Genomic DNA, 20380 nt, shown 5'->3' with positions numbered 1-20380 from the left:
CCTCAGCCTAGAGTTATGTTCTCAAAGTTAGAAAAATTGTCAAAACTTTACTTTATATAAATCAAATAATTCTCCTGATTGTTTCGCCGCTACTTTTGCACCAGTAGCTTTAATCATTTTTTCCCACTCAGCTACAGGTTCGAGAAATACTTCAGCACCTAAATATGTTTCCAAAACTGCCCAATCTTCTGCTAAAGGGTGTTCGGGATTGAGGATGTCAAATACAAAATATCCATCTGGTTTCAAGACCCGCTTAACTTCTGCTAAGACAACACTCCAGTATTTTAGGGGAAAATAGCAGCTAAATCCTGTGGCGATCGCCAGATCAAACTGGTCTGCGGAGTAGTTTAATTGATGGGCTGGCCCCAACTCCACACCCTTGAACAGCTTAGAATTCAATTGCGAACCACGAGAATTGAGGGTATCCCGTGCCACTGTGCTAATTTCTTGCCCATAAAAGTATGCTAACCAATCCCGCCAAGGATAGATTAACAAGCTGACACCACAGCCAATATCCAAACAGTGCTGGTTTTTTTTCGGTTGAGCAATTTCCCAAAATGGAGAGGCAATTTTCCCAGACAACAGCCCCGCCACCCATTCTTGATAGATGGGCATTTCCTGTACTTCTGCTGGTAATTCCAAATCTTGCTTTTGATACTGTCGGTTAAAGCGATACCCCACCTGCGCCACTCTCTCCTGCCAGTTTTCTGAGTTATAGGGAGTTTGGGAGGGAAAAAGCTCAATTTGGTCTGGTGAATTCCGCTTTTTAGACATTCTGTCTCTGCTGCTCCTAGATTATTTAGAATCAATTTCTAGTGTAGCTAAATAGAAACTTAGTTTGCATATTTAAATTACATTAAACTCTTGTGGTCTGGGCAAAGATGCCCGGCAATGTTATGTGTCATCTATTTAATAGATAATGGTGGGTTACGCTGTCGCTAACCCACCCTACTGGACTGACAAGCTTAAAATGTTGCATTATATTTCTCTTGTGGAACAGGCATCTTGCCTGTTCTGGGGGGACCAGTAGCCCACCCCACAATATTTATGTTTATGCACTATTTTAAGCTGGCCACGGCGCTACAATTTTGAATGAAATTGTAAATCTCAATTAACCCAAATCAAAAAGTAAAAATTCTGTGCTAATGTCGGTACTGATTTGCAGTTTAAAGATACTATTCCGTTTTTAAACAAAATTTACAGGCGATCGCTCAATTTGACTCCATTCCTCCAGGTACGGTAAATTTAAAACTATACCTAAAGAAATATTATTTTCATGAATTACTACGTTATCTACGACGGAAACTGTAATCTCTGCGTTACCCTAGTCCAATTACTGGAAAACCTAGACCAAGGAAAGCTGTTTCGTTACGCCCCCATGCAAGATGAAGAAACACTGCAACAGTGGGGAATTACACCCCAAGCTTGCGAACAAGGAATGATTTTAATTGATGCTAATGCACCGGAACGACGTTGGCAAGGTAGTGATGCGGCTGAGGAAATTGGGCGATTATTGCCGATGGGAAGTGTATTTGTGGAAGCTTATCGGGCGTTACCTGGGATGAAGTGGGTAGGCGATCGCTTTTATGAACAAATCCGCGACAACCGCTATACTCTCTTTGGCAAGCGTGGGAGTACTTATCAATCAGCCTATTGTGTCGATGGTAGCTGCAAAACGGGGAATAATTCATAAATGAGTGCTATTAAACACATCTAAAATGTGCCGACAAATCTCCTTGAGTTTGTCCCCAACTTGCGGCGAAGGTTCAGCCATACCGACAAAACTCCAGTTTTCCACAGTAGACAGTCGCCAAGCTTCCCCGCGATGGTCAAAACCAGCGACTTCTAAACCAATAGCACGACGTGACTGATTTATGGGATCTTGGTAAAAGCGGATTTGAATCAAAACACTGCGACTGCGCCAAGATTTGCTGATTCCCGGAAAGTGAAAGCCAATGTCTATAGAATCTGGATCAATTAACTCCCTGGTTTCTGGATCATTTTTCCAAGGTTTGAGATCCGATTTAGCATCAGGAAACTCGAATTTAAACAAATTCACTACCGTAGCAATCTTGCTGGCGAGTTCAAGGTTTGTTGCTTGTTCAGATGCGTTCACGAAAAAACACTCCTATTACCGCAAGTGCGGAAGTCAAACAATTTTAGATTTTAGATTTGGGATTTTAGATTGATTCCACAGATAAATCTGGGGGCTTGTACCATTAAGGAACTATTGGTCAAAAGTCAAAATTCAAAAGTCTGATTTTCTAGGCTGTTCATTGAATTTAAATGGTCTGTTTGTTTACGCCAGAAAAACCGCCAGAAGGCTGATTATATTCCTGTTTCAACTTATCAGCACCTTTTAGATTTAGCAAATTTCAAATTACGCTTTCCTCATAATTAAGTCTTTTGAGACTGAGCCGGGCTATCTTGAGTAATTATACTTAAATTTTCCAGAAACACGCACTCACTACGCCCATTAGCAAAAATTTCTGGAAAATCCCTTGTTAAGTAGAACGCTAGATCACCCCAACGATCTAAAATTACACTGTTCATCGGCACACACAAAACACAATAAATTCAGTTTATGGCGCGTCAACGCTCGATTTTTTCTCTGATTTTAGTATTATTGGCTACATTACTCATCAGTTGTGGTGGCCCTAGTGCCACAGTTGCACCTCCAACTTACACAGCAACTCAACTGGAGAGAATTGGGGAATACGTTCCGAAAATTCAGGCTGTGCGCGATCGCGCAGACGAACTAAGAACCCTGATCAACAAAAAGGATTGGATCGATGTCAGTAATTTTATACATGGTCCGATGACCGAAGCTAGGTCAAGCATGACTTATATCATTCCTAACCTCGTACCTTCTGTCCAACCCGTAGCACGGCAAAAAAACCGAGATTTACTGAACGACCTGGTTAAAATCGATCAAGCGGCTGTACAGAGTGATACCCAACTTGCTTTGACTAGCTACCAAAAAGCTATGGAAGACATTGATAAATTCTTCCAACTGCTTCCTGATACAAGCACTCAACCAGAAGTAAGTTAGGCAATAAGTTTAAAATGGGAAGAGAAGGATCAGGGTGAATGAATGATCATTACTATCTTTTGCTACTCCCTGATCTCTCCCATTCTCTTGTAAAGACGTGATTAATTGCGTCTCTACCCACTTCCTTCAAAAAAATAATGAGTCATGTAGTTATCATCGGGTGTGGTGTAGTTGGGGCTGCGATCGCCTATGAACTCAGCCTAGTTAAAAACTTAAAAATCACAGTCATCGACCGTCAAGCACCCGCCAAAGCTTCCACAGGTGCAGCCCTGGGCGTTTTAATGGGCGTGATTAGTCATAAAATTAAAGGTCAGGCTTGGCAAAGGCGACAAACCAGCATTCAACGCTACGAAACCTTAATTCCCGAATTAGAAGCTGTAACAGGGCGTAAAATCCCTTTTAACCGCCAAGGTATTCTCAGTTTGTTCGGGTCAGAAGAAAATTTAACCGGCTGGGAAAACCTCGCCGCAGTTCGTGATTCTCAAGGCTGGAAATTAGAACTTTGGGATACAGCCAAACTCAAAAATATCTGTCCTCAAGTTGATCACACCAAAATTACAGGCGCGGTTTATTCTCCCCAAGACCGCCAACTAGATCCCACTGCTTTGACTTTAGCTTTAGTTGAGGCTGCCCAACACAATGGCGTAACTTGCAAATTTGGTGTAACTGTTTTGGGAATGGATACCCAAACCCCAGAAATTGACAAAGTTAGTCAATGTAGTGCTGTAGAGACGACAGAAGGAAAAATTGCGGCCGATTGGATTGTAGTCGCTGCGGGGCTGGGTTCTACACCACTCACGGCACAGTTAAACCAAATGCTTGATATCCGCCCGGTTTTAGGGCAAGCATTACACATACATTTAGATCAACCATTGGGTAATTCTGACTTTCAGCCGGTGATTACTGGTAATGATGTGCATATTGTCCCTATCGGGGGCGGTGATTACTGGGTAGGTGCAACGGTGGAATTTCCTAGCAATGCAGATGAAATACTACTAGATCAAGAAATGCTAGCAGAAGTTTGGCAGCAAGCGATCGCCTTTTGCCCAGATTTAGCCCCAGCCGAGATTATCCGCACTTGGTCGGGTTTACGTCCCCGTCCTGAAGGTCGTCCCGCACCAGTGATTGAACAACTACCAGGATTTAGCAATATTCTCTTAGCTACAGGACACTACCGCAATGGTGTTTTGCTAGCACCAGCAACAGCTGACGCAATTCGTGAGATGATTACTTCTGGGCATTATTAAAAAATAGCTTTTAGTATTTGTGCTTTGACGTTTTATTAGGAAAATGGTGTGTCTTTAAAAGAACATAAAATTACAGTAGATTCTCTAGAATGGTTTTATCGCGAGTGTGAACCCATTGGCAGAACTGACTTACTGCCTGTATTGTTTCTACACGGTTTAGTATCACAAAGTTATAGCTGGCGCAACATTATGCCTGCTTTAGGGAGTCAAGGAAGCAGAGCGATCGCACCTGATTGGATTGGTTACGGTTTTTCATCCCAGCCGGAAAAATGGGATTTTGCTTACACACCTGATAAATTTATTACTGCCTTAGAAGGATTTGTCAAGGCCTTAGAACTGGAAAGATTTTCTTTAGTTGTCCAAGGATTTTTAGGTTCTGTAGGCTTACAATATGCCTTGCGTCATCCCGAACAAGTAACTAATATAGCTATCTTGAATGCACCAATTTCCACAACTGCCAAATTGCCTTGGAAAATTAAACAACTGGGTTTACCATTGGCTGGTGAAATGATGACCCAAGATCCTCTCTTAGTTGATCGGACTCTCGAAAGTGGAAGTCGTTACCGCATCGAAGATAAAGATTTAGACATTTATCGCAAACCATTTTTAAAAGCTTCCACTGCGGGGCGAAGTCTCCTAGCAACTGTGCGGAATTTACAACTAGACCAAGCAATGTCAGAAATAGAATCTGGATTTAAACAATGGCAACAGCCAATTTTGATTCAGTGGGGCATGATTGACCCTTGGCTACCTATAGAAGTAGCACAAAAGTTTGCTGATTCTGTACCCAATGCCGAATTAATAAAAATTAATAATGTCGGGCATTATCCTCAAGAACACTACCACAAAACGATTCTAGAAGACCTTTTGCCCTTTGTCCGACGTATAAATACTTAACAAAAAAATCATAAATCTGGGGAAAATCGATATTATAAGCAAGAAACCATACATACAACACATTTCATTTGAGTAGGTGCAGAGTCAGTAGGGGAGAGTTGACCAATATTGTGGGGTGGGCATCCTGCCCGCCTATGGGTTTGGGTATCCTGCCCCCCTTCTTTGTGGAATATTGCCAACTTCACAAGATTTATAATATTAAAATGTGTACTTGAGTTACTTGCAAAATGCGATGAATATAAATAAGCAACAACAAATGATTTATTTTTCTCTAATTTTAAGTACGGTTAAGGTTAGAGGTTGTTTGAAAAGTCTAATTTATGACTAACTTGGCGACTAGAAGTCGCGGAACCATCCAGACGAAACCCGCCTGCGCGGGTTAATTTCTCATTAGTCCACGCAGGTGGACTTTGCTTGTGTAGTAGCGAATTATATTCGCCCAAAACTTTTAAAACATCCTCTTAGTAAATAATGCTTTTGTTGCGGATTTATAATATTATCTAAGACTGCATTTGTAAACTTTTTATTAAAGCTAAAAAAGGTTCAAAACCACACTGACGGAGATTTGAGTTCATGGCTTATTCCTGGTTTAAAGCATTTCATCTGATTGGGATTGTAGTTTGGTTTGCGGGGTTATTTTACCTAGTACGTTTATTTATTTATCATGTGGAAGCGAACCAAGAACCAGAACCAGCAAAAACGATACTGAAAAATCAGTATCAGATTATGGAAAAGCGCCTCTACAATATCATTACCACTCCAGGAATGTTGCTGACGGTAGCAATGGCGATAGGTTTATTAAGCACTGAACCGGAAGTTTTAAAACAAAGTTGGTTGCATATTAAACTGCTATTTGTTGCCCTTTTACTCGGTTATCATCATTACTGTAAACGTCTGATGAAGCAGTTAGCCGCAGATGAATGTCGCTGGAGTGGTCAGCAGTTGCGGGCTTTAAATGAAGCACCTACAGTCATGTTACTGGTGATTGTCTTACTGGCTGTGTTTAAGAATAATCTGCCAACAGATATTACAGTTTGGGGTATTTTTGGTTTAGTCATTTTAATGGCGGTGACTATTCAGCTTTATGCGAAAAAACGCCGACGGGATAAAGAAAAGCTGATGGAAGAAGGACAAATAGGACAAGTTCCTCAACAACAAAGTTAGAGTAAGTTTGCCGAGAAGTGAAAAGTTATTAATTTTAATGCTCTCCTGACTTATAGCCAGGAGAGCATAAATATTAACTATCTAGTTGACTATGTGCATTGAATACTATAGTATTCGTAAATGAAACACAAAATCATTGATTTATTTGCTGGTGCAGGTGGTTTGACTACAGGATTTGACATGGAGGGTTTTGAGTCTCTATGTGCAATCGATATAGATGCAAAAGCCTTAGCAACCTATAAGCATAATTACCCAAACACTAAAATCATTCATCAAGACATACGTCAGGTTAATCCATCTGATTTAAGATTAGCCTTGGGCTTGCGACAAGAAGAACTAACAGTGTTGATTGGCGGTCCTCCCTGTCAGGGATTTTCCAGAAATACTCCTGCTGGTTATCGCTACCTAAATGATTCTCGTAACCAACTATATAGAACTTTCTTGGAATTTGTAGAGGAATTTAGACCCCTTTATGCCGTAATTGAAAACGTGCCTGAAATCTTAAAAGCTTACAATGGCGTAGTTAGAGAAGAAATCACCAAACAACTTGAATCATTAGGCTATAAAGTTATCTCTTCATCACTCAATGCTGCACATTATGGAATACCACAAACGAGATCCAGAGCCTTTTTTCTAGCTAGTTTGGATAACTCTCTTCATTTTCCTGAACCCACAAATTTTGGTGATATTAGGAGTGACTATAGAACTATGAAGTCTTGCAATCAGCTTAATTTATTAGAGGCAAATTTTTCTCCACTGGTAACAGTCAGAGATGCGATTGGAGACTTACCACCACTAGATGCTGGACAGGACTATGGCGAAGAAGTTTATCCTGATGCTCCACAAACTACATATCAAGCTATGATTCGTAATAAAAGCTTGAAAATTGTTAATCATGTTGCTCGCGCTTTGAGTCCAATCCAATTAGCAAGAGCGCGCGTTCTTGGTGAAGGACAAGATGCTAGGGATTTACCTTGTGAATTAGCTCCCAAGAAACATTATAGCGGCGCATACGGTAGACTTTATTGGGATAAGCCAGCGAGAACCATCACCAGATGGGTTTTCCATCCAGGATCTGGTAGGTTTTTCCACCCTATTCAAGACCGAACAATTACAATCCGCGAAGCTGCAAGATTACACTCTTATCCAGATAATTTTCATTTTTTGGGAACATATACTGATATGGCTGCTCAAATTGGTCAATCTGTACCCCCACTCTTAGGTAAAGTGATAGCCTCATCTATGATTCAGGCTCATCTTCAGAAAACTGAGTATTGATTTGATCTTCCAAAGCACAAAGCACTGTTTTTACATATCTATCAAGTGTCAAACGAGTTCGTTCCACTGTAATACAAACCGCTTGTGCAGGAATAGTTCTAGCTCTAAAAAGTTGTTTCTGATTTTTGTACCAAATCAATTCTATTTTGCCTGTAACACTTCCTTGTAGTCCTGCGCCTGATAACCCACTCGTTTTATCTACTGTCCAAGCCCAAGAAAAGGTATTTGGGTCGAGAGGATAAAGTGGAAACTCACAGTAAATGTACTCGTAGCCTTTGATAGTTTTCAGCAATATGCTTTCATAACTATTGACAACACTTTGTGCTGCTTGACTAGCGATAATCTTCTCGTTCCAATGTTGAATAATGGCTGTTCCCAGAGCATCAGGCGATGATTGCTCGGTTAGACCAGGATACCCCAATTGGACAGCTTTTTTGATAATATCTGCTCTCTGAATTACAAAGAAAAATGAACTTCCAATCTTGAGTCTATTAAGTTGCAGAGATTTGAGTGACCAACCAGTTTTAGTCACCAAATCAACAGCATCATAAAGAAGCTTGCTGCGTCCCAATGCAGGATCTGATAAAGGTATATTCTTAATATAGTGAAAAATTGCTTCCCACGTATAATCTTCTATGGAACCGATAATTGGAGATGCAACAGTCGCAATAATAGCTTGCCTTAATTTTTTAATTTCATCGTCCTTCAACACTCAAAGATTCCTCTACGGCTTCTAAAAATTGACTCATTGTTATACCCAATGAATGAGTAATATGGCTGAGAACTCTAACAGATGGACTTTTTAGCCCTCGCTCAAGCTGGCTGATGTAAGTTCTGTGCAGACCTGTGACTTCTGCAAGATACTCCTGTGACCACCCTTTTTCGGTGCGATGACGCTGTAGTTCTAGTCCTAAAATTTGATCTAGTTTACTGGGCTGCATGAAAAAAAGCATAGAATTTTGAATACAAAAGTTCTACAGACTAAAGTATTCAATTTAAAAAGATAATTTGCGGGAAATCGAATAAGTAAGTATTTTTTCGGTGAAATTAGCAAAAAATGTTTGAGAATGTTAGTAGTAAAACCAGATTGATACAAAGATCGAGCAAAAAAAATGTAACCAACTTTACTAAATAGCAGATAAAAAACCGTTAATTTAGTAAAGGCCATAAATGTAATTCAGGCTACATAAAAATGCGGCTAGAGCAGTTACAAGCCTTTCTGGCGATCGCCCAAACCGGGAGTTTCCAACAAGCAGCCCGAAAATGTGGAGTGACTCAATCGACCATCAGTCGGCAAATTCAGTCACTAGAAGCTGATCTGGGCGTAGAACTATTTCACCGCAGCAGTCACGCCAAGTTAACTTTAGGTGGTGAATGTTTACTCCCTCGTGTCCGCAAAATATGCCAAGAGTGGCAAACTGCTACACAAGAATTAACAGATTTAATGGAGGGGAAGCAACCGGAACTTTGTATTGCGGCGATTCATTCGCTGTGTGCTTCCTACTTACCACCAGTGTTACAGAAATTTTGTCATGATTATCCAGAAGTACAATTGCGGGTTACATCATTGGGTAGCGATCGCGCTTTAAAAGTCCTCAAAGATGGACTAGTAGATTTAGCAATTGTCATGAATAATCGCTTCTTAACTACTGGTAAAGAAATGGTAGTAGAAGTATTATATGAAGAATCAATAGAAGTCCTCACAGCCGCCCATCATCCCCTAGCCCCAAGAGATAGAAAGATTGCTGCTCTCGCCCCATGATTATGGGATTACTAGCAAGAATGTACCTTTAGGAAGTACCGCAGAATTGTTGACTCAAATCCAGGAAGTTTTAGCCGGTCAACCTGGGGAACTCATGCAAACAGCCTTATGGAATGGTGGTTTTTATCTCTGGCGCAGTGGTATTTGTTCAGATATGCCATCAGGTTTAAGCAAAGCGGCAGAATTACTTCATAATGGGGCGGTAGCTACCAAACTCCAAGAGCTTAGACAGTCTTTGAGCGAATGTCACTGATCATTAATGCTTTGCGGAAAATATTAGTTTTTTAAATGCAGACTTTTCCCAAATTTCATTGGCTACCCAACCGATAATACTAAACCCACTGATTTCTGAGTTTGATTAATCAATGCGGTGGTAATATCACATCATCTAACTTTACCTCACTCCCCGGATTCAGGTGGTAGAATTGCAATTCAGATTGCATCGCCTGTAAAGGATAAGGAAACAAAGGCTGGAGCATTTGGTCACCCAGACATTGTTTAATGGAAGCTGCTGGATGGAGTGGGAATCAAACCTCTGACACCCCAAAATTTCACCAGAAATTCACCCACAGGACTACTTAGGGGAATAATTGGCTCTTCTGTTACGTAGCTTTGCAAACCCGATAACTCAAAATTTGACATTTTCCTTGCCAATTAGACCTTACTGAGCAGGTCATCGTAGTGCCGCACTTCCAAAAGTCGGTTTTTTTCGTCCACAATGACTACTGTAGGAGAGTAATTTTTTAACTCTTCTGGAGTGAACTGCCCGTAAGCCATTATGATCACGCGATCGCCTGTAATGCCTAGACGTGCTGCTGCCCCATTGAGTTCAATTATTCCGGAATTAGCGGGAGCAGGTATTGTATAAGTTATAAAACGCTCACCATTGGCATTATTCACTACTTGCACTTGCTCATAGGGTAAAATGCCAGCTTTGTCTAATAAAACTTCATCGATGCTGATACTACCCACGTAGTTAATATTTGCTCCCGTGAGGGTACAGTTATGAATTTTTGCTAAAAGGACAGTACGCTGCATTTTTTTTAGAGTTTTGTAGAATTTTTTGCAAATCGCAACCAGCGAAAGCTGTTTGTGTCTCTACAAAGGTTATAAACCGTTAAGAGTTAGAAGTTAAGAGTTAAAAATAAAAACTCATAACTCACAACTTATAACTCATAACGTTTACATTATGCTTGAGCAGCCTTGATGAATTTTTCTACTAAGGCGGCAACTTTGTCAACATCCTGCCAACCGAGAATTTCTGTCACCTTCTTTTCCAGATTTTTATAACTGCGGAAAAATTCGGCAATTTCGTCTAAGCGGTGTGGTGCTATGTCTCTGAGTGATTTTACTCCAGCGTAGCGCGGATCTTTGTCAGGAACACAAAGAATTTTTTCATCGCGATCGCCTCCGTCAATCATTTCTAACATCCCAATGGGTCGTGCTGGAATTACACAGCCAGGAAAGGTTGGTTCATCCATAATCACCATTCCATCCAAAGGATCGCCATCATCAGCTAAAGTGTTCGGTACAAAGCCGTAGTCATAAGGATATCGTACCGAAGAATAAAGCACTCTGTCTAGGGCGAAGGCTTCCAAGTCTTTGTCAAACTCGTATTTATTTTTACTCCCGCCGGGGATTTCAATTAAAACGTTGAGTATACCAGGTTTTGGTTGAGCAGGAATACGGGATAAGTCCACAGAAAAACTCCTCTGATAACGGGTAAATTCAGGTAGCACTCAGTTTGGCTCCTTCTGTAGAATTTTAAAGCCAAGATGGACTTCTTCCCAAGGTATTCATTTCAATTATTGTTCCACATCGCAAGTATAGGTCAACTTCCCACAGTAAAAAGCGTTGTCAGGACTCCCCGCAACGCTTTTTACTCAGATATCTACGACTGATGATCAATCAAAAAACTTGAGCTACACATATCTGAATCAGTCAGAAGACAATACAGATTCAGATCATGCCGGGTTAATTACACATCCAGAATATCAGATCACAAGGTGTTTTCTCCTTCTGCGAGCGAACTTGCTGTGAAATGCTACTTGCAACTGTTGTTTAATTTCCACGAATAGGCAGTGTATAGGTTTGCGGTTGCGGGTTATTTGCAACATCTGTTGAATAGTGGGCAATGACAAACACAGGTAGTGTTAGAGTCACTAGAGCGATCGCAGTTCCCACAATGTCTGCCAAACGATGGGAATATGTATCGGGAGGGTTGGCAGACTGGCTATTTGCGTCCATACAAATTTGAAATTCGTCACTTTTTTTGGAGGTTGACTCTCAAGAAGAGAGTGTTGATGCTATTCTAACTATTTTTTGACTGTTAACTATGTAGCAGTCAAAAAGTTCACCCAGTTTTGTCAATTTCATAATAGCAGCTTTATAACTGCCATTTTTGATACAAAGTTACAAAAAACCATTGGTATCTTGACTGCGTGACTAATAATTTACATTCTGGACTGTAATTTGTGATTTACGGGTTAAGAATAGGTTAACTATTGGCATAATAAATCACTTTTTTTTATCTGAGCATATATTAATTATTCACCTGAATTAGCGAACCATGATACTATAGTAACATCTTCAAATCACCTTGTCAGCGTAGTTTTAGCGATTTAGCTAGTTTTAGTTACATTTAAAGTCACCGAAATTTTACATAAAAATAAATATTTTTTTAACAATAGCCCTGTAGTTAAATCTCAGGTATGCAAAAATCAGTAAGACTATGTAAAACTAACTATTACACAAATGAAGTAATACCGCATAAATACAGTGAATACAGCCAGATTATCTCGTATTTATGCAGCGATCGCACCAAAAAAAGGTTCTGCATCATCAAAGCTAAATCTGAGTAATACTACCTCGCTTTTGTCAATCTATATATAGGTAGAGTCTGAGTCAAGCCTGCTAGTTTAATAGCGATTTTAGTCTTTAGTTCTGGGGGAATGGTTAATATATGACTGGTGAGGATGAGGGTTTGGCGGGTGCGTTTGAGTTGTCGTGTCAGGTTTTTGATGGCGCGAATTACGGGAGCATTTTTTTCGGTGTCGGGGTTTTTGAGGATAAAATGTATGTCTCGCAATACAAATATTGTGGTGGTATTTTCGGGTGCTTTGGCTATTCTTGCTAATGCACCCATGACTGAATTTTTATCGTTACCGTTGTCATCCCAACCGGTGACGATATCCCATAATAATAGTTGTCGTGGTGTCTGGGATATTTGGGTGAAACGAATAAGCTGCATCTTGTACTTGTAGTGACTCATCATTTAAAGCTTGAATTACTAAATCTAAACCCACTTCTCCATAATTCAAAACTTGTCCCAGTGCTGCAATTCTTACCGTTGGGTTGGAGTTACTCAACCGTAACTTTACCCCTTGAATTCCACCTAAAACTGCTGCATTCTCTGGGGCTTGATTTTGACCACCAAGTACAGCATCGTATTCTCCCGGTTGTTGCGGATTATTTGCCATTGGTAAACACTTGGGTTTTATGTATCGCTTCAAAGATTATACATGGTTTCTCAACCGTAGGGTGGGTATAGCCCAAGGGGCATGGCTGCGCTAAAGCGACAGCTTAACCCACCACAAATATTGACGGTTGAAGGTGGGTTACGTCGCCAAAAAGTTCTTTTGTTGAGTGTCATGTTTACCCTATGCGCCTAACCCACCCTACGATTGCTGGCGTTATTCGGTAAAACTTACCACTTTAGCCTTTACCATAAGCACTCATCGGTTCCTTGAGAAACTTAATATAAAAGTGTTTAAACGTAGACTTAATCACACGAGGCATGGCAAAATCAATTGGGATTAATTTATCTGGTAATTGCCAATCTTCAATTTTGAGTAAATCAGGTTGTAAATGAGGAAATTCTATCTCAGCTAATTCTGGACAAACACCCAACCTTTGAGACGCTGCAACTGTGGGAACTTGTTCGGGTGGGACATTGAGAATTTCTACTACCGCCCTATCTAAAGCAAATACATCGGCTGCGGCTGCTAAAATTCCTAAATTACGAGGTTCTCCACCACTCGGTCCATTACCTTCATGACCGATAATACCATCTAAAATAGTTAAGTTGGGATTAATTGCTCTGGCAGTTTCTACTAACATTTCACCAAATCGGTTAGCATCTTTCCCTGCTTCCATGTGCCACCAAGCTTTCATTTTACCAGGAACACAACCAAAGAGATTTTTTACCCCCATCGTTAATGTCAACTGTGTATGTGATTTGACTTTGGGTAAGTTAATCACAACATCTGCTTCCATTGCTTCTTTGCATAGCCGCAGGTGATTAAAATCTTCGTTGACTGTTTGGTAACGCTTACCGTGAAACTCAATGATAGGTATATGCAATGCTTCTAAAAGCGGGAGATAGCCGTTGGCTTCTGCGACTCCTTTGGCGCTCCCAAAGGCGGGACTATCGCCTAGAAATGGCTTACCACCAGCTGCTATGACCATCTGGGCGACTTCATAAACCAGTTCTCGCCGGGTTGTACACTCTTTTGTAGGGCGGGAACCTGTGAGGAGATTGGGCTTGAGTAATACTCTATTTCCTGGTTTGACAAAGGCAGACATCCCCCCCAAAGGTTCCAGCAGGGTGACTAATGATGCTCGTAAAGCCTCGCTTTCGTAGGAGGTAGCCCGAATTAGACTGACTGATGGTTTTTGTGTCTGCATGGATAATATATGACATTAATATATGTTTAATTATATGAAGAAATTTATCATCTGTCATGAAACCTCACCCCCAACCCCTCTCCTTATAAAGGAGAGGGGAGATTTTGACTTTTTGATGGTTTTTGTGTCTGCATGGATAATATATTGGATTAATATATGTTTCATTATATTAATAAATTTTACCTGCTGTCATGAAACCTCACCCCCAACCCCTCTCCTTATAAAGGAGAGGGGAGAATGTCAAGTTAGAGGAACAATGGCGCTCATTTGTTCTAAGTTTAAGACGATGGCTAATTCGTCTTCGGTCATTAATCCTCGTTCTAATACAATTTGTCTGAGAGATTTACCTGTTTCTAAAGATTCTTTGGCTACAGCAGCAGCGTTTAAATATCCGATGTGGGTGTTCAGTGCGGTGACTAATGCTAAACTACCTTCGGCGTAGGCTAAACAGCGTTCTTTATCGGCGGTAATTCCTTCAATACAGCGTTCGGTGAGGGCGGCGATGGTGTTACCGAGTATTTCAATGCTGTGAATCAAATTATAGCCAATTAGCGGCATCATTACGTTTAATTCTAATTGTCCGGCTTGGGCTGCTAAGGCGATCGCACTATCATATCCCATTACCTGAAAGCATACCATTGATGTCATCTCTGCCATGACTGGGTTATATTTACCCGGCATAATTGAAGAACCTGGTTGCACTGGGGGGAGTTGAATTTCTTTAAAACCAGTTTTGGGGCCTGAGTCCATTAACCGCAAATCATGGGAAATTTTGACTAAATCCTGTGCCAAGTTGCGTAAAGCCCCGGAAACGTTGACAAAAGGAGCCATACTCTGCATTGCAGCCATTAAATGGGGTGCTGGTTCTAAGGGCGATTCCAGAAATTGGGCAATAACTTCTACCACACGGGCGCGATACTGGGGATGTGTATTCATTCCTGTACCAGCCGCACTTCCACCCAAACCCAACGCCATTAAATCCCCAGAGGCTGTATAGATGCGGTTTTGGTGTTCTGATAATATCTGCGCCCAAGCCCGGAAATTCTCACCCAAACGCACAGGTACAGCATCTTGTAGGTGGGTTCTGCCAGATTTGACGATATCTTGAAATTGTACAGCTTTGTTTTCTAAAGATGCGATCGCCTTTTCTAAAGCTGGCTGTAATGTGTGGGTAAGTGCTAATAAGCCACCAACGCGGATAGCTGTGGGAATCACATCATTGGTAGACTGTCCGTAGTTTACATGGTCGTTGGGGCTAACCCTTTTGTAATTACCCTTTTCATCGCCGAGAATTTCTAAAGCCCGATTTGCCAAAACCTCATTAACATTCATGTGGTGAGAAGTTCCCGCACCCGCTTGATAGACATCAACCACAAACTGATCTCGTAAATTTCCCGCCAGGATTTCATTAGCAGCTTGGATAATTGCTTCACTGATATCCTGGGGAATACAACCTAATTCGCCGTTAACGGTGGCGGTAGCTTTTTTAATTATCAGACAGGCATCTACGTAAGTAGGCAAAGGCTCAATGCCGCTAATTTGGAAGTTTTCTATCGCCCGTAGTGTTTGAATGCCGTAATAAGCGCTACCGGGAATTTGGCGATCGCCCATTGAATCGCGTTCAATCCGAAAATCTGTATTTTCAGTCATAGTCTTGTTTTCATAATCTCAAAATACAGATCATGCCATGCAAATAGACTAAAAACTCAATTTGGTGATATTTTGTTTCGCACCATAGACACGCAGCCGAAAATCAAACAAGTTTATTTAAGCTAAACTTGATGTTAAATAGCATCAGGAAAATATTATGATAAAAACACCAACTCGCCAAATAAGTTTAGAAGAATTTTTGCAATTACCAGAAACCGAACCAGCCAGTGAATATATCAACGGCGAAATCATTCAAAAACCCATGCATCAAGGTAAACATAGTACAATTCAAGGTGAATTAGTTACTACAATTAATAATGTAGTCAAACCTCGCAAAATCGCTTTAGCCTTTCCAGAATTACGCTGTACATTTGGCGAACGCTCTATTGTTCCAGATGTGGCTGTATTTGCATGGGGGAGAATTCCTGTTGATGAAAAAGGCAATATTGCCAATGTGTTTAATACCTATCCAGATTGGACAATTGAAATCCTCTCTCCTCAACAAAGTACAATCAAAGTTACCAGAAATATTTTACATTGTTTAAATCATGGTACTAGCTTAGGTTGGTTAATTGACCCAGAAGAACATAACGTTTTAGTTTATCCACATAATCAGCAACCAATATTTTTAGAAAATGAACAAGATATATTACCAGTACCCGAATTAGTCGGTGATTTCCAGTTGACATTAGGGCAATTATTTGATTGTTTAAAATTATGAATTTACCCAACGCGATTACATTTTCTCGACTTTTGGGAATCCCATTTTTACTGTATGGATTATATAATCCCACACCCCAAGCCAGATGGATATGTTTAACAATATTTTTAGTCGCAGCGTTAACTGACTGGTTAGATGGCTATTTGGCGCGAAAACTCAACCAAATTACTGATTTGGGTAAATTTCTTGATCCTTTAGTAGATAAATTACTGGTACTTGCGCCGTTATTGGTGTTAGTTGAACTAGAACGTATTCCAGCTTGGGGCGTGTTTGTAATTTTAGCACGGGAATTGGCGATCGCCGGGTGGCGAGTAAATCAAACGACAATCACAGGGGCGAATATTTGGGGTAAACTGAAAACAGTTAGTCAAATCATAGCCATATCGCTGTTAATTGCACCCTTATCTACCCTTTGGGAAACTCCCTCTATGATTGCTTTTTGGATTTCTGTAGCATTAACCTTAATTTCCGGAGGAATTTATCTCATTCCACCTGCAAAAAATCCCACTTAACCATAACTCCCTCTCCGCGCAACTTTGCGTTCACCTTTGCGCCCCTTTGCGTTTAACTCTTACCCCCAACACGATTTTCATAGTTTTGTTTTAACCATGACTTATATTCTCCTGAACGTACCTGATTAATCCAATCAGAGTTATTGAGATACCATTGCACAGTTTTGAATAAACCACTATCGAAATTTTCGTGAGGTTGCCAACCTAATTCATCACTAATTTTACTACAATCAATTGCATATCTTCGATCATGTCCCGGACGGTCTTTGACAAAGGTAATTAATGAAGAGTGGGAAAAATCAGGTTTAGGCGCTAATTCATCGATAATTGCACAAATTTTTTCCACAACTATCAAGTTAGTTTTTTCGTTAATTCCACCAATATTATAAGTTTCGCCAACTTTTCCCTGTTGCAAAACTAGGTTAATAGCCTCGCAATGGTCGATAACATAAAGCCAATCTCTGATATTTTGTCCATCCCCATATATAGGTAATGATTTACCTTCCATAGCATTAAGGATAGTCAAAGGAATCAGTTTTTCAGGAAACTGACGCGGACCATAATTGTTAGAGCAATTTGTTGTTAAAGTAGGGAATCCATAAGTGTGATAATAAGCTCTTACAAAATGGTCAGAAGCTGCTTTAGATGCTGCATAAGGACTATTGGGTGCATAGGGTGTATCTTCGCAAAAAGCTGGATCTTTCGGATTAAGTGAGCCGTATACTTCATCTGTAGAGACGTGCAGAAAGCGAAATTCTGACTGTTTTGAAGCTGATAATTTTTGCCAATAAAATCGACTTGCTTCTAATAACTTAAATGTACCGACTACATTAGTCTGAATAAAATCTTCAGGACTCAAAATAGAACGGTCAACATGACTTTCAGCAGCAAAATTGATAATTGCATCTGGCTGATATTTTTCTAATAAATAACCGACTAACTCTAAATTACCAATATCTCCTTGGACAAAATGATAATTTTTATCACCTTGTAACTCAGCTAAAGTTCCTAAATTACTAGCATAAGTTAACTTATCCAAATTAATTACATTAGCCCATCCTAACTGTCTTGCTAGGAGGACAAAATTAGCACCAATAAAACCCGCCCCACCTGTAACTAATATCGTTAACATATCTTCTCAAAAAATCCAATTCGTTTATTTGAAAATAAATTGTAAATCAGCAACTAACTCTTCCTTTCCCCTCTTACCTTCGTGTACTTTGCGCCCTTTGCGGTTCGTTCATCTTCAAATAACCAACTAACCCTGAAAACCGTATGTAGGTAATCCAGAAACCTCAGACTTGAAAGCAAACAAATCACCAGAATAGAAACTTTTGTCAATTTCATCTTGCTGGAGTCCCACAGAAGCCGTAGTAATATAAAGTGTTTGCAAATCCTCACCTCCAAAAGTGCAGCTAGTCACCAATGGGACAGGTAACTGTATTCTGAATACTTCCTCACCACTGGGGCTAAAACGAATCACACACCAACCATTCCACATAGCTGACCAAATGTAGCCTTCGCTATCGATAGTCAACCCATCAGGATAGAAGGATTCATTAGTTAAATCAACCACAATCCGCCGATTACTAATATTACCTGTCGCCGAGTCAAAATCGTAAGCGTAGATTTTTTGTTGAGGAGAATCAGTCAAATAAAATGTTTTTTGATCAGGACTCCAACCCAAACCGTTAGAAATAGTTAGTCCTGTTTCCATGATATGTAGTGAACCATCATGGTCATAACGGTACAAATTGGCTTGAGTTGCTTCTGAAGACATGGAACCAAACCAAAAACGTCCTTGAGGGTCGCATTTACCGTCATTAAGGCGGTTGTTTTGTCTATCAGGTTCAATTTCGATAATTGTGGTAACTAAGCCCGTCTGAGTGTCTAGGAATGCCAATTGATGGCGCAATGCGATGATTAAGCGATTATCCCCTGCTGGTGATATTGCACCAACCACATCTCCCACATCAAAATACTCATCTTTGCCTGTAGCCGGATAAAATCTATGTACTCGATGGTTATAAATATCAACCCAATACAGCAACTGCTGTGTAGAATCCCAGATGGGGCCTTCGGCTAACCGGGCGCGCACCTCTAACACGTTATGGAGTGAATTTGGTAATAATTCCGTCATAGTCTATTGTAATTAGGCTATTAAAATTGACTTTCCATGTTACTAGAACACAGAAAGCCAAAGATAGAAAATCTCTAGACAGCTTGCAAAATCTCTTCATCCATAGAGAAATCAACCTCAGCTTTATCCCGCCCAGTTTTCAGATAATCGTTTTCTAGGGAATCAGCCAGCCCGGAAATTAAATCATATTCGGGTTGCCAAGCTAATTCTGTCATAGCTTTGTTCACAGAGGCGAAGAAATGCTGCACTCGCATGGGGAAAGCTTTACGTTTGCCAAAATCGAATTTTTTGGGGTCGTAATGCACAATTTTGACTGCATCGGGTGATTTACCAGCCGCTACCGCACAAGCACGGGCTAAACCATCGAAGGTGACAAAGCGATCGCCTGAAATATTATAAATTTGTCTTATGGCTTGTGAATTACCAATTACCTGTGACATCGCCGTGGCTAAATCTTTGACATGACCTAACTGGGTAATATGTAAGCCATTTCCCGGAATCGGTATAGGGCGATCGCGTACAATTCTATCAAAAAACCAGCTTTCCAAATCGTTATAATTTTGCGGCCCGTAAATATACGTGGGGCGAATCGAGGTAACAGGTAAATTCTGCTGCATCAAGTAAGCTTCAGTTTCATGCTTACCCCGGTGACGACTTTTCGGATCGACTGTATCGCCTTCTATGTGAGGTAATTGGTCAGATTTAAGATACACCCCCGCCGAACTCATATAAACAAAATGTTGCACTTGGTCTTGAAAAATTTCTGCTAATGGTTGAGTATCAGTAAGTTCGCGACCATTATTGTCAAAAATTACATCAAATTTTTCTGATGATAATTTTTCTTTTAATTGAGTGGCGTTAGTGCGATCGCCTATAATTTGTCCTACTCCCGGCAAATGAGGTACTGGACGATTACCACGATTGAACAATACAACCTCATGTCCTTGTTCTACCAGCAGTTGAGTCAGGTAAACACCAATAAACCTAGTACCACCCATGATCAAAATTCGCATAAATTCCCTGTTTTTAATGTTTACGTCTTTTCTGGAGCCAGAGGCTAGAGGTTCCCCATCCCCAGAAGAAGAGGGGGAGCAGGGGTGAGTTGGAAATTACTTTACACGGACGACTGCTTAACAACCTATTCTCTTCTCCCCTGCACCCTGCCCCCTGCCCCTCTGCCTCTTCCCACTCCCTAATTTGAGGTTATCAGGTTGCAGTATCCATCAGGAAACTCTTTTGATAAAATTACGTCTTATCCTCAATCTGGGGCA

22 protein-coding genes and 3 pseudogenes are annotated in these 20380 nt (G+C 40.5%); 10 read left to right on the top strand and 15 right to left on the bottom strand.

What is annotated here, in order from left to right; translation table 11 throughout:
- Nucleotides 1–39: 39 nt before the first annotated feature.
- A complete protein-coding gene (locus NSP_RS13175) occupies nucleotides 40–774 on the bottom strand; it encodes a class I SAM-dependent methyltransferase (protein WP_006196530.1) in 735 nt (244 codons plus the stop codon).
- A 502-nt stretch (nucleotides 775–1276) separates the two neighbouring features.
- Between NSP_RS13175 and NSP_RS13170 the strand changes: the two genes are divergently transcribed.
- The gene (locus NSP_RS13170; protein ID WP_042202223.1) at nucleotides 1277–1693 is read left to right on the top strand and encodes a thiol-disulfide oxidoreductase DCC family protein; all 417 of its coding nucleotides are present in this window, start codon (nucleotides 1277–1279) and stop codon (nucleotides 1691–1693) included.
- Here the strand turns inward: NSP_RS13170 and NSP_RS13165 are convergent.
- Complete coding sequence (locus NSP_RS13165; RefSeq protein WP_006196532.1) at nucleotides 1688–2116, bottom strand: hypothetical protein; 429 nt, start codon at nucleotides 2114–2116, stop codon at nucleotides 1688–1690. The genes NSP_RS13170 and NSP_RS13165 overlap by 6 nt on opposite strands.
- A gap of 468 nt (nucleotides 2117–2584) precedes the next feature.
- On the opposite strand from NSP_RS13165, the gene psbQ reads away from it, so the two are divergent.
- The 5 genes from psbQ to NSP_RS13140 all read left to right on the top strand — a co-directional run bounded on the left by psbQ (nucleotide 2585) and on the right by NSP_RS13140 (nucleotide 7638).
- Nucleotides 2585–3052, top strand: a complete 468-nt coding sequence (psbQ, locus tag NSP_RS13160) for a photosystem II protein PsbQ (protein WP_006196534.1) — start codon at nucleotides 2585–2587, stop codon at nucleotides 3050–3052.
- 137 nt (nucleotides 3053–3189) lie between these two features.
- Nucleotides 3190–4299 (top strand): NAD(P)/FAD-dependent oxidoreductase, encoded by a 1110-nt coding sequence (locus NSP_RS13155; protein WP_006196535.1) that lies wholly within the window; start codon nucleotides 3190–3192, stop codon nucleotides 4297–4299.
- A gap of 48 nt (nucleotides 4300–4347) precedes the next feature.
- Nucleotides 4348–5196: an alpha/beta fold hydrolase gene (locus NSP_RS13150; RefSeq protein ID WP_006196536.1), complete on the top strand. Its 849-nt coding sequence runs from the start codon at nucleotides 4348–4350 to the stop codon at nucleotides 5194–5196.
- A gap of 573 nt (nucleotides 5197–5769) precedes the next feature.
- Nucleotides 5770–6360 carry a protoporphyrinogen oxidase HemJ gene (gene hemJ / locus NSP_RS13145; protein WP_017804135.1) on the top strand — a complete coding sequence of 197 codons (591 nt, stop codon included), beginning with the start codon at nucleotides 5770–5772 and terminating at the stop codon, nucleotides 6358–6360.
- Nucleotides 6361–6480: 120 nt separating this feature from the next.
- Nucleotides 6481–7638: a DNA cytosine methyltransferase gene (locus tag NSP_RS13140; protein ID WP_017804134.1), complete on the top strand. Its 1158-nt coding sequence runs from the start codon at nucleotides 6481–6483 to the stop codon at nucleotides 7636–7638.
- Here NSP_RS13140 and NSP_RS13135 read toward each other — a convergent pair.
- Nucleotides 7601–8350: a hypothetical protein gene (locus NSP_RS13135; RefSeq protein WP_017804133.1), complete on the bottom strand. Its 750-nt coding sequence runs from the start codon at nucleotides 8348–8350 to the stop codon at nucleotides 7601–7603. The genes NSP_RS13140 and NSP_RS13135 overlap by 38 nt on opposite strands.
- Complete coding sequence (locus NSP_RS13130) at nucleotides 8334–8579, bottom strand: helix-turn-helix domain-containing protein (protein WP_017804132.1); 246 nt, start codon at nucleotides 8577–8579, stop codon at nucleotides 8334–8336. Before NSP_RS13130 ends, NSP_RS13135 begins: the two co-directional genes overlap by 17 nt.
- A gap of 251 nt (nucleotides 8580–8830) precedes the next feature.
- On the opposite strand from NSP_RS13130, the pseudogene NSP_RS27515 reads away from it, so the two are divergent.
- Nucleotides 8831–9364: pseudogene (locus NSP_RS27515) on the top strand (LysR family transcriptional regulator); the annotation flags it as partial.
- A 4-nt stretch (nucleotides 9365–9368) separates the two neighbouring features.
- Nucleotides 9369–9653, top strand: a pseudogene (locus NSP_RS27510) (hypothetical protein); the annotation flags it as partial.
- Nucleotides 9654–9724: 71 nt separating this feature from the next.
- On the opposite strand, the pseudogene NSP_RS26300 reads toward NSP_RS27510, so the two are convergent.
- The 8 genes and pseudogenes from NSP_RS26300 to NSP_RS13085 form a co-directional block, all read right to left on the bottom strand.
- Nucleotides 9725–10042, bottom strand: a pseudogene (locus NSP_RS26300) (hypothetical protein); the annotation flags it as partial.
- A 12-nt stretch (nucleotides 10043–10054) separates the two neighbouring features.
- Nucleotides 10055–10438, bottom strand: a complete 384-nt coding sequence (gene panD, locus NSP_RS13115; protein WP_006197974.1) for an aspartate 1-decarboxylase — start codon at nucleotides 10436–10438, stop codon at nucleotides 10055–10057.
- 149 nt (nucleotides 10439–10587) lie between these two features.
- Nucleotides 10588–11100, bottom strand: a complete 513-nt coding sequence (locus tag NSP_RS13110; protein ID WP_042202713.1) for an inorganic diphosphatase — start codon at nucleotides 11098–11100, stop codon at nucleotides 10588–10590.
- A 361-nt stretch (nucleotides 11101–11461) separates the two neighbouring features.
- Complete coding sequence (locus NSP_RS13105) at nucleotides 11462–11647, bottom strand: TLTLP motif-containing protein (protein WP_006197976.1); 186 nt, start codon at nucleotides 11645–11647, stop codon at nucleotides 11462–11464.
- Between the two features lie 616 nt (nucleotides 11648–12263).
- Nucleotides 12264–12650 (bottom strand): hypothetical protein, encoded by a 387-nt coding sequence (locus NSP_RS13100; protein ID WP_231859462.1) that lies wholly within the window; start codon nucleotides 12648–12650, stop codon nucleotides 12264–12266.
- The gene (locus tag NSP_RS13095; protein ID WP_006197978.1) at nucleotides 12571–12879 is read right to left on the bottom strand and encodes a hypothetical protein; all 309 of its coding nucleotides are present in this window, start codon (nucleotides 12877–12879) and stop codon (nucleotides 12571–12573) included. Before NSP_RS13095 ends, NSP_RS13100 begins: the two co-directional genes overlap by 80 nt.
- A gap of 235 nt (nucleotides 12880–13114) precedes the next feature.
- Nucleotides 13115–14086 (bottom strand): Npun_F2552 family protein, encoded by a 972-nt coding sequence (locus NSP_RS13090; protein ID WP_006197980.1) that lies wholly within the window; start codon nucleotides 14084–14086, stop codon nucleotides 13115–13117.
- 240 nt (nucleotides 14087–14326) lie between these two features.
- Nucleotides 14327–15736 (bottom strand): aspartate ammonia-lyase, encoded by a 1410-nt coding sequence (locus tag NSP_RS13085; protein WP_006197981.1) that lies wholly within the window; start codon nucleotides 15734–15736, stop codon nucleotides 14327–14329.
- A 157-nt stretch (nucleotides 15737–15893) separates the two neighbouring features.
- On the opposite strand from NSP_RS13085, the gene NSP_RS13080 reads away from it, so the two are divergent.
- Both NSP_RS13080 and pgsA read left to right on the top strand, forming a co-directional pair.
- Nucleotides 15894–16457, top strand: coding sequence for a Uma2 family endonuclease (locus NSP_RS13080; protein WP_006197982.1), 564 nt, complete (start codon nucleotides 15894–15896; stop codon nucleotides 16455–16457).
- Nucleotides 16454–16969, top strand: coding sequence for a CDP-diacylglycerol--glycerol-3-phosphate 3-phosphatidyltransferase (gene pgsA, locus NSP_RS13075; protein ID WP_006197983.1), 516 nt, complete (start codon nucleotides 16454–16456; stop codon nucleotides 16967–16969). Before NSP_RS13080 ends, pgsA begins: the two co-directional genes overlap by 4 nt.
- 52 nt (nucleotides 16970–17021) lie before the next feature.
- On the opposite strand, the gene rfbB is transcribed toward pgsA, so the two are convergent.
- The 3 genes from rfbB to NSP_RS13060 all read right to left on the bottom strand — a co-directional run bounded on the left by rfbB (nucleotide 17022) and on the right by NSP_RS13060 (nucleotide 20122).
- Complete coding sequence (rfbB, locus tag NSP_RS13070; protein ID WP_006197984.1) at nucleotides 17022–18101, bottom strand: dTDP-glucose 4,6-dehydratase; 1080 nt, start codon at nucleotides 18099–18101, stop codon at nucleotides 17022–17024.
- Nucleotides 18102–18227: 126 nt separating this feature from the next.
- Nucleotides 18228–19109 carry an SMP-30/gluconolactonase/LRE family protein gene (locus NSP_RS13065; RefSeq protein WP_006197985.1) on the bottom strand — a complete coding sequence of 294 codons (882 nt, stop codon included), beginning with the start codon at nucleotides 19107–19109 and terminating at the stop codon, nucleotides 18228–18230.
- Nucleotides 19110–19183: 74 nt separating this feature from the next.
- Nucleotides 19184–20122, bottom strand: a complete 939-nt coding sequence (locus tag NSP_RS13060) for an NAD-dependent epimerase/dehydratase family protein (protein ID WP_006197986.1) — start codon at nucleotides 20120–20122, stop codon at nucleotides 19184–19186.
- Nucleotides 20123–20380 lie beyond the last annotated feature (258 nt).

Source organism: Nodularia spumigena CCY9414 (genome assembly GCF_000340565.2).
Classification (GTDB): domain Bacteria; phylum Cyanobacteriota; class Cyanobacteriia; order Cyanobacteriales; family Nostocaceae; genus Nodularia; species Nodularia spumigena.
The sequence above is the reverse complement of the archived record's forward strand: the minus strand, read 5'-3'. Positions and strand labels throughout refer to the sequence as shown.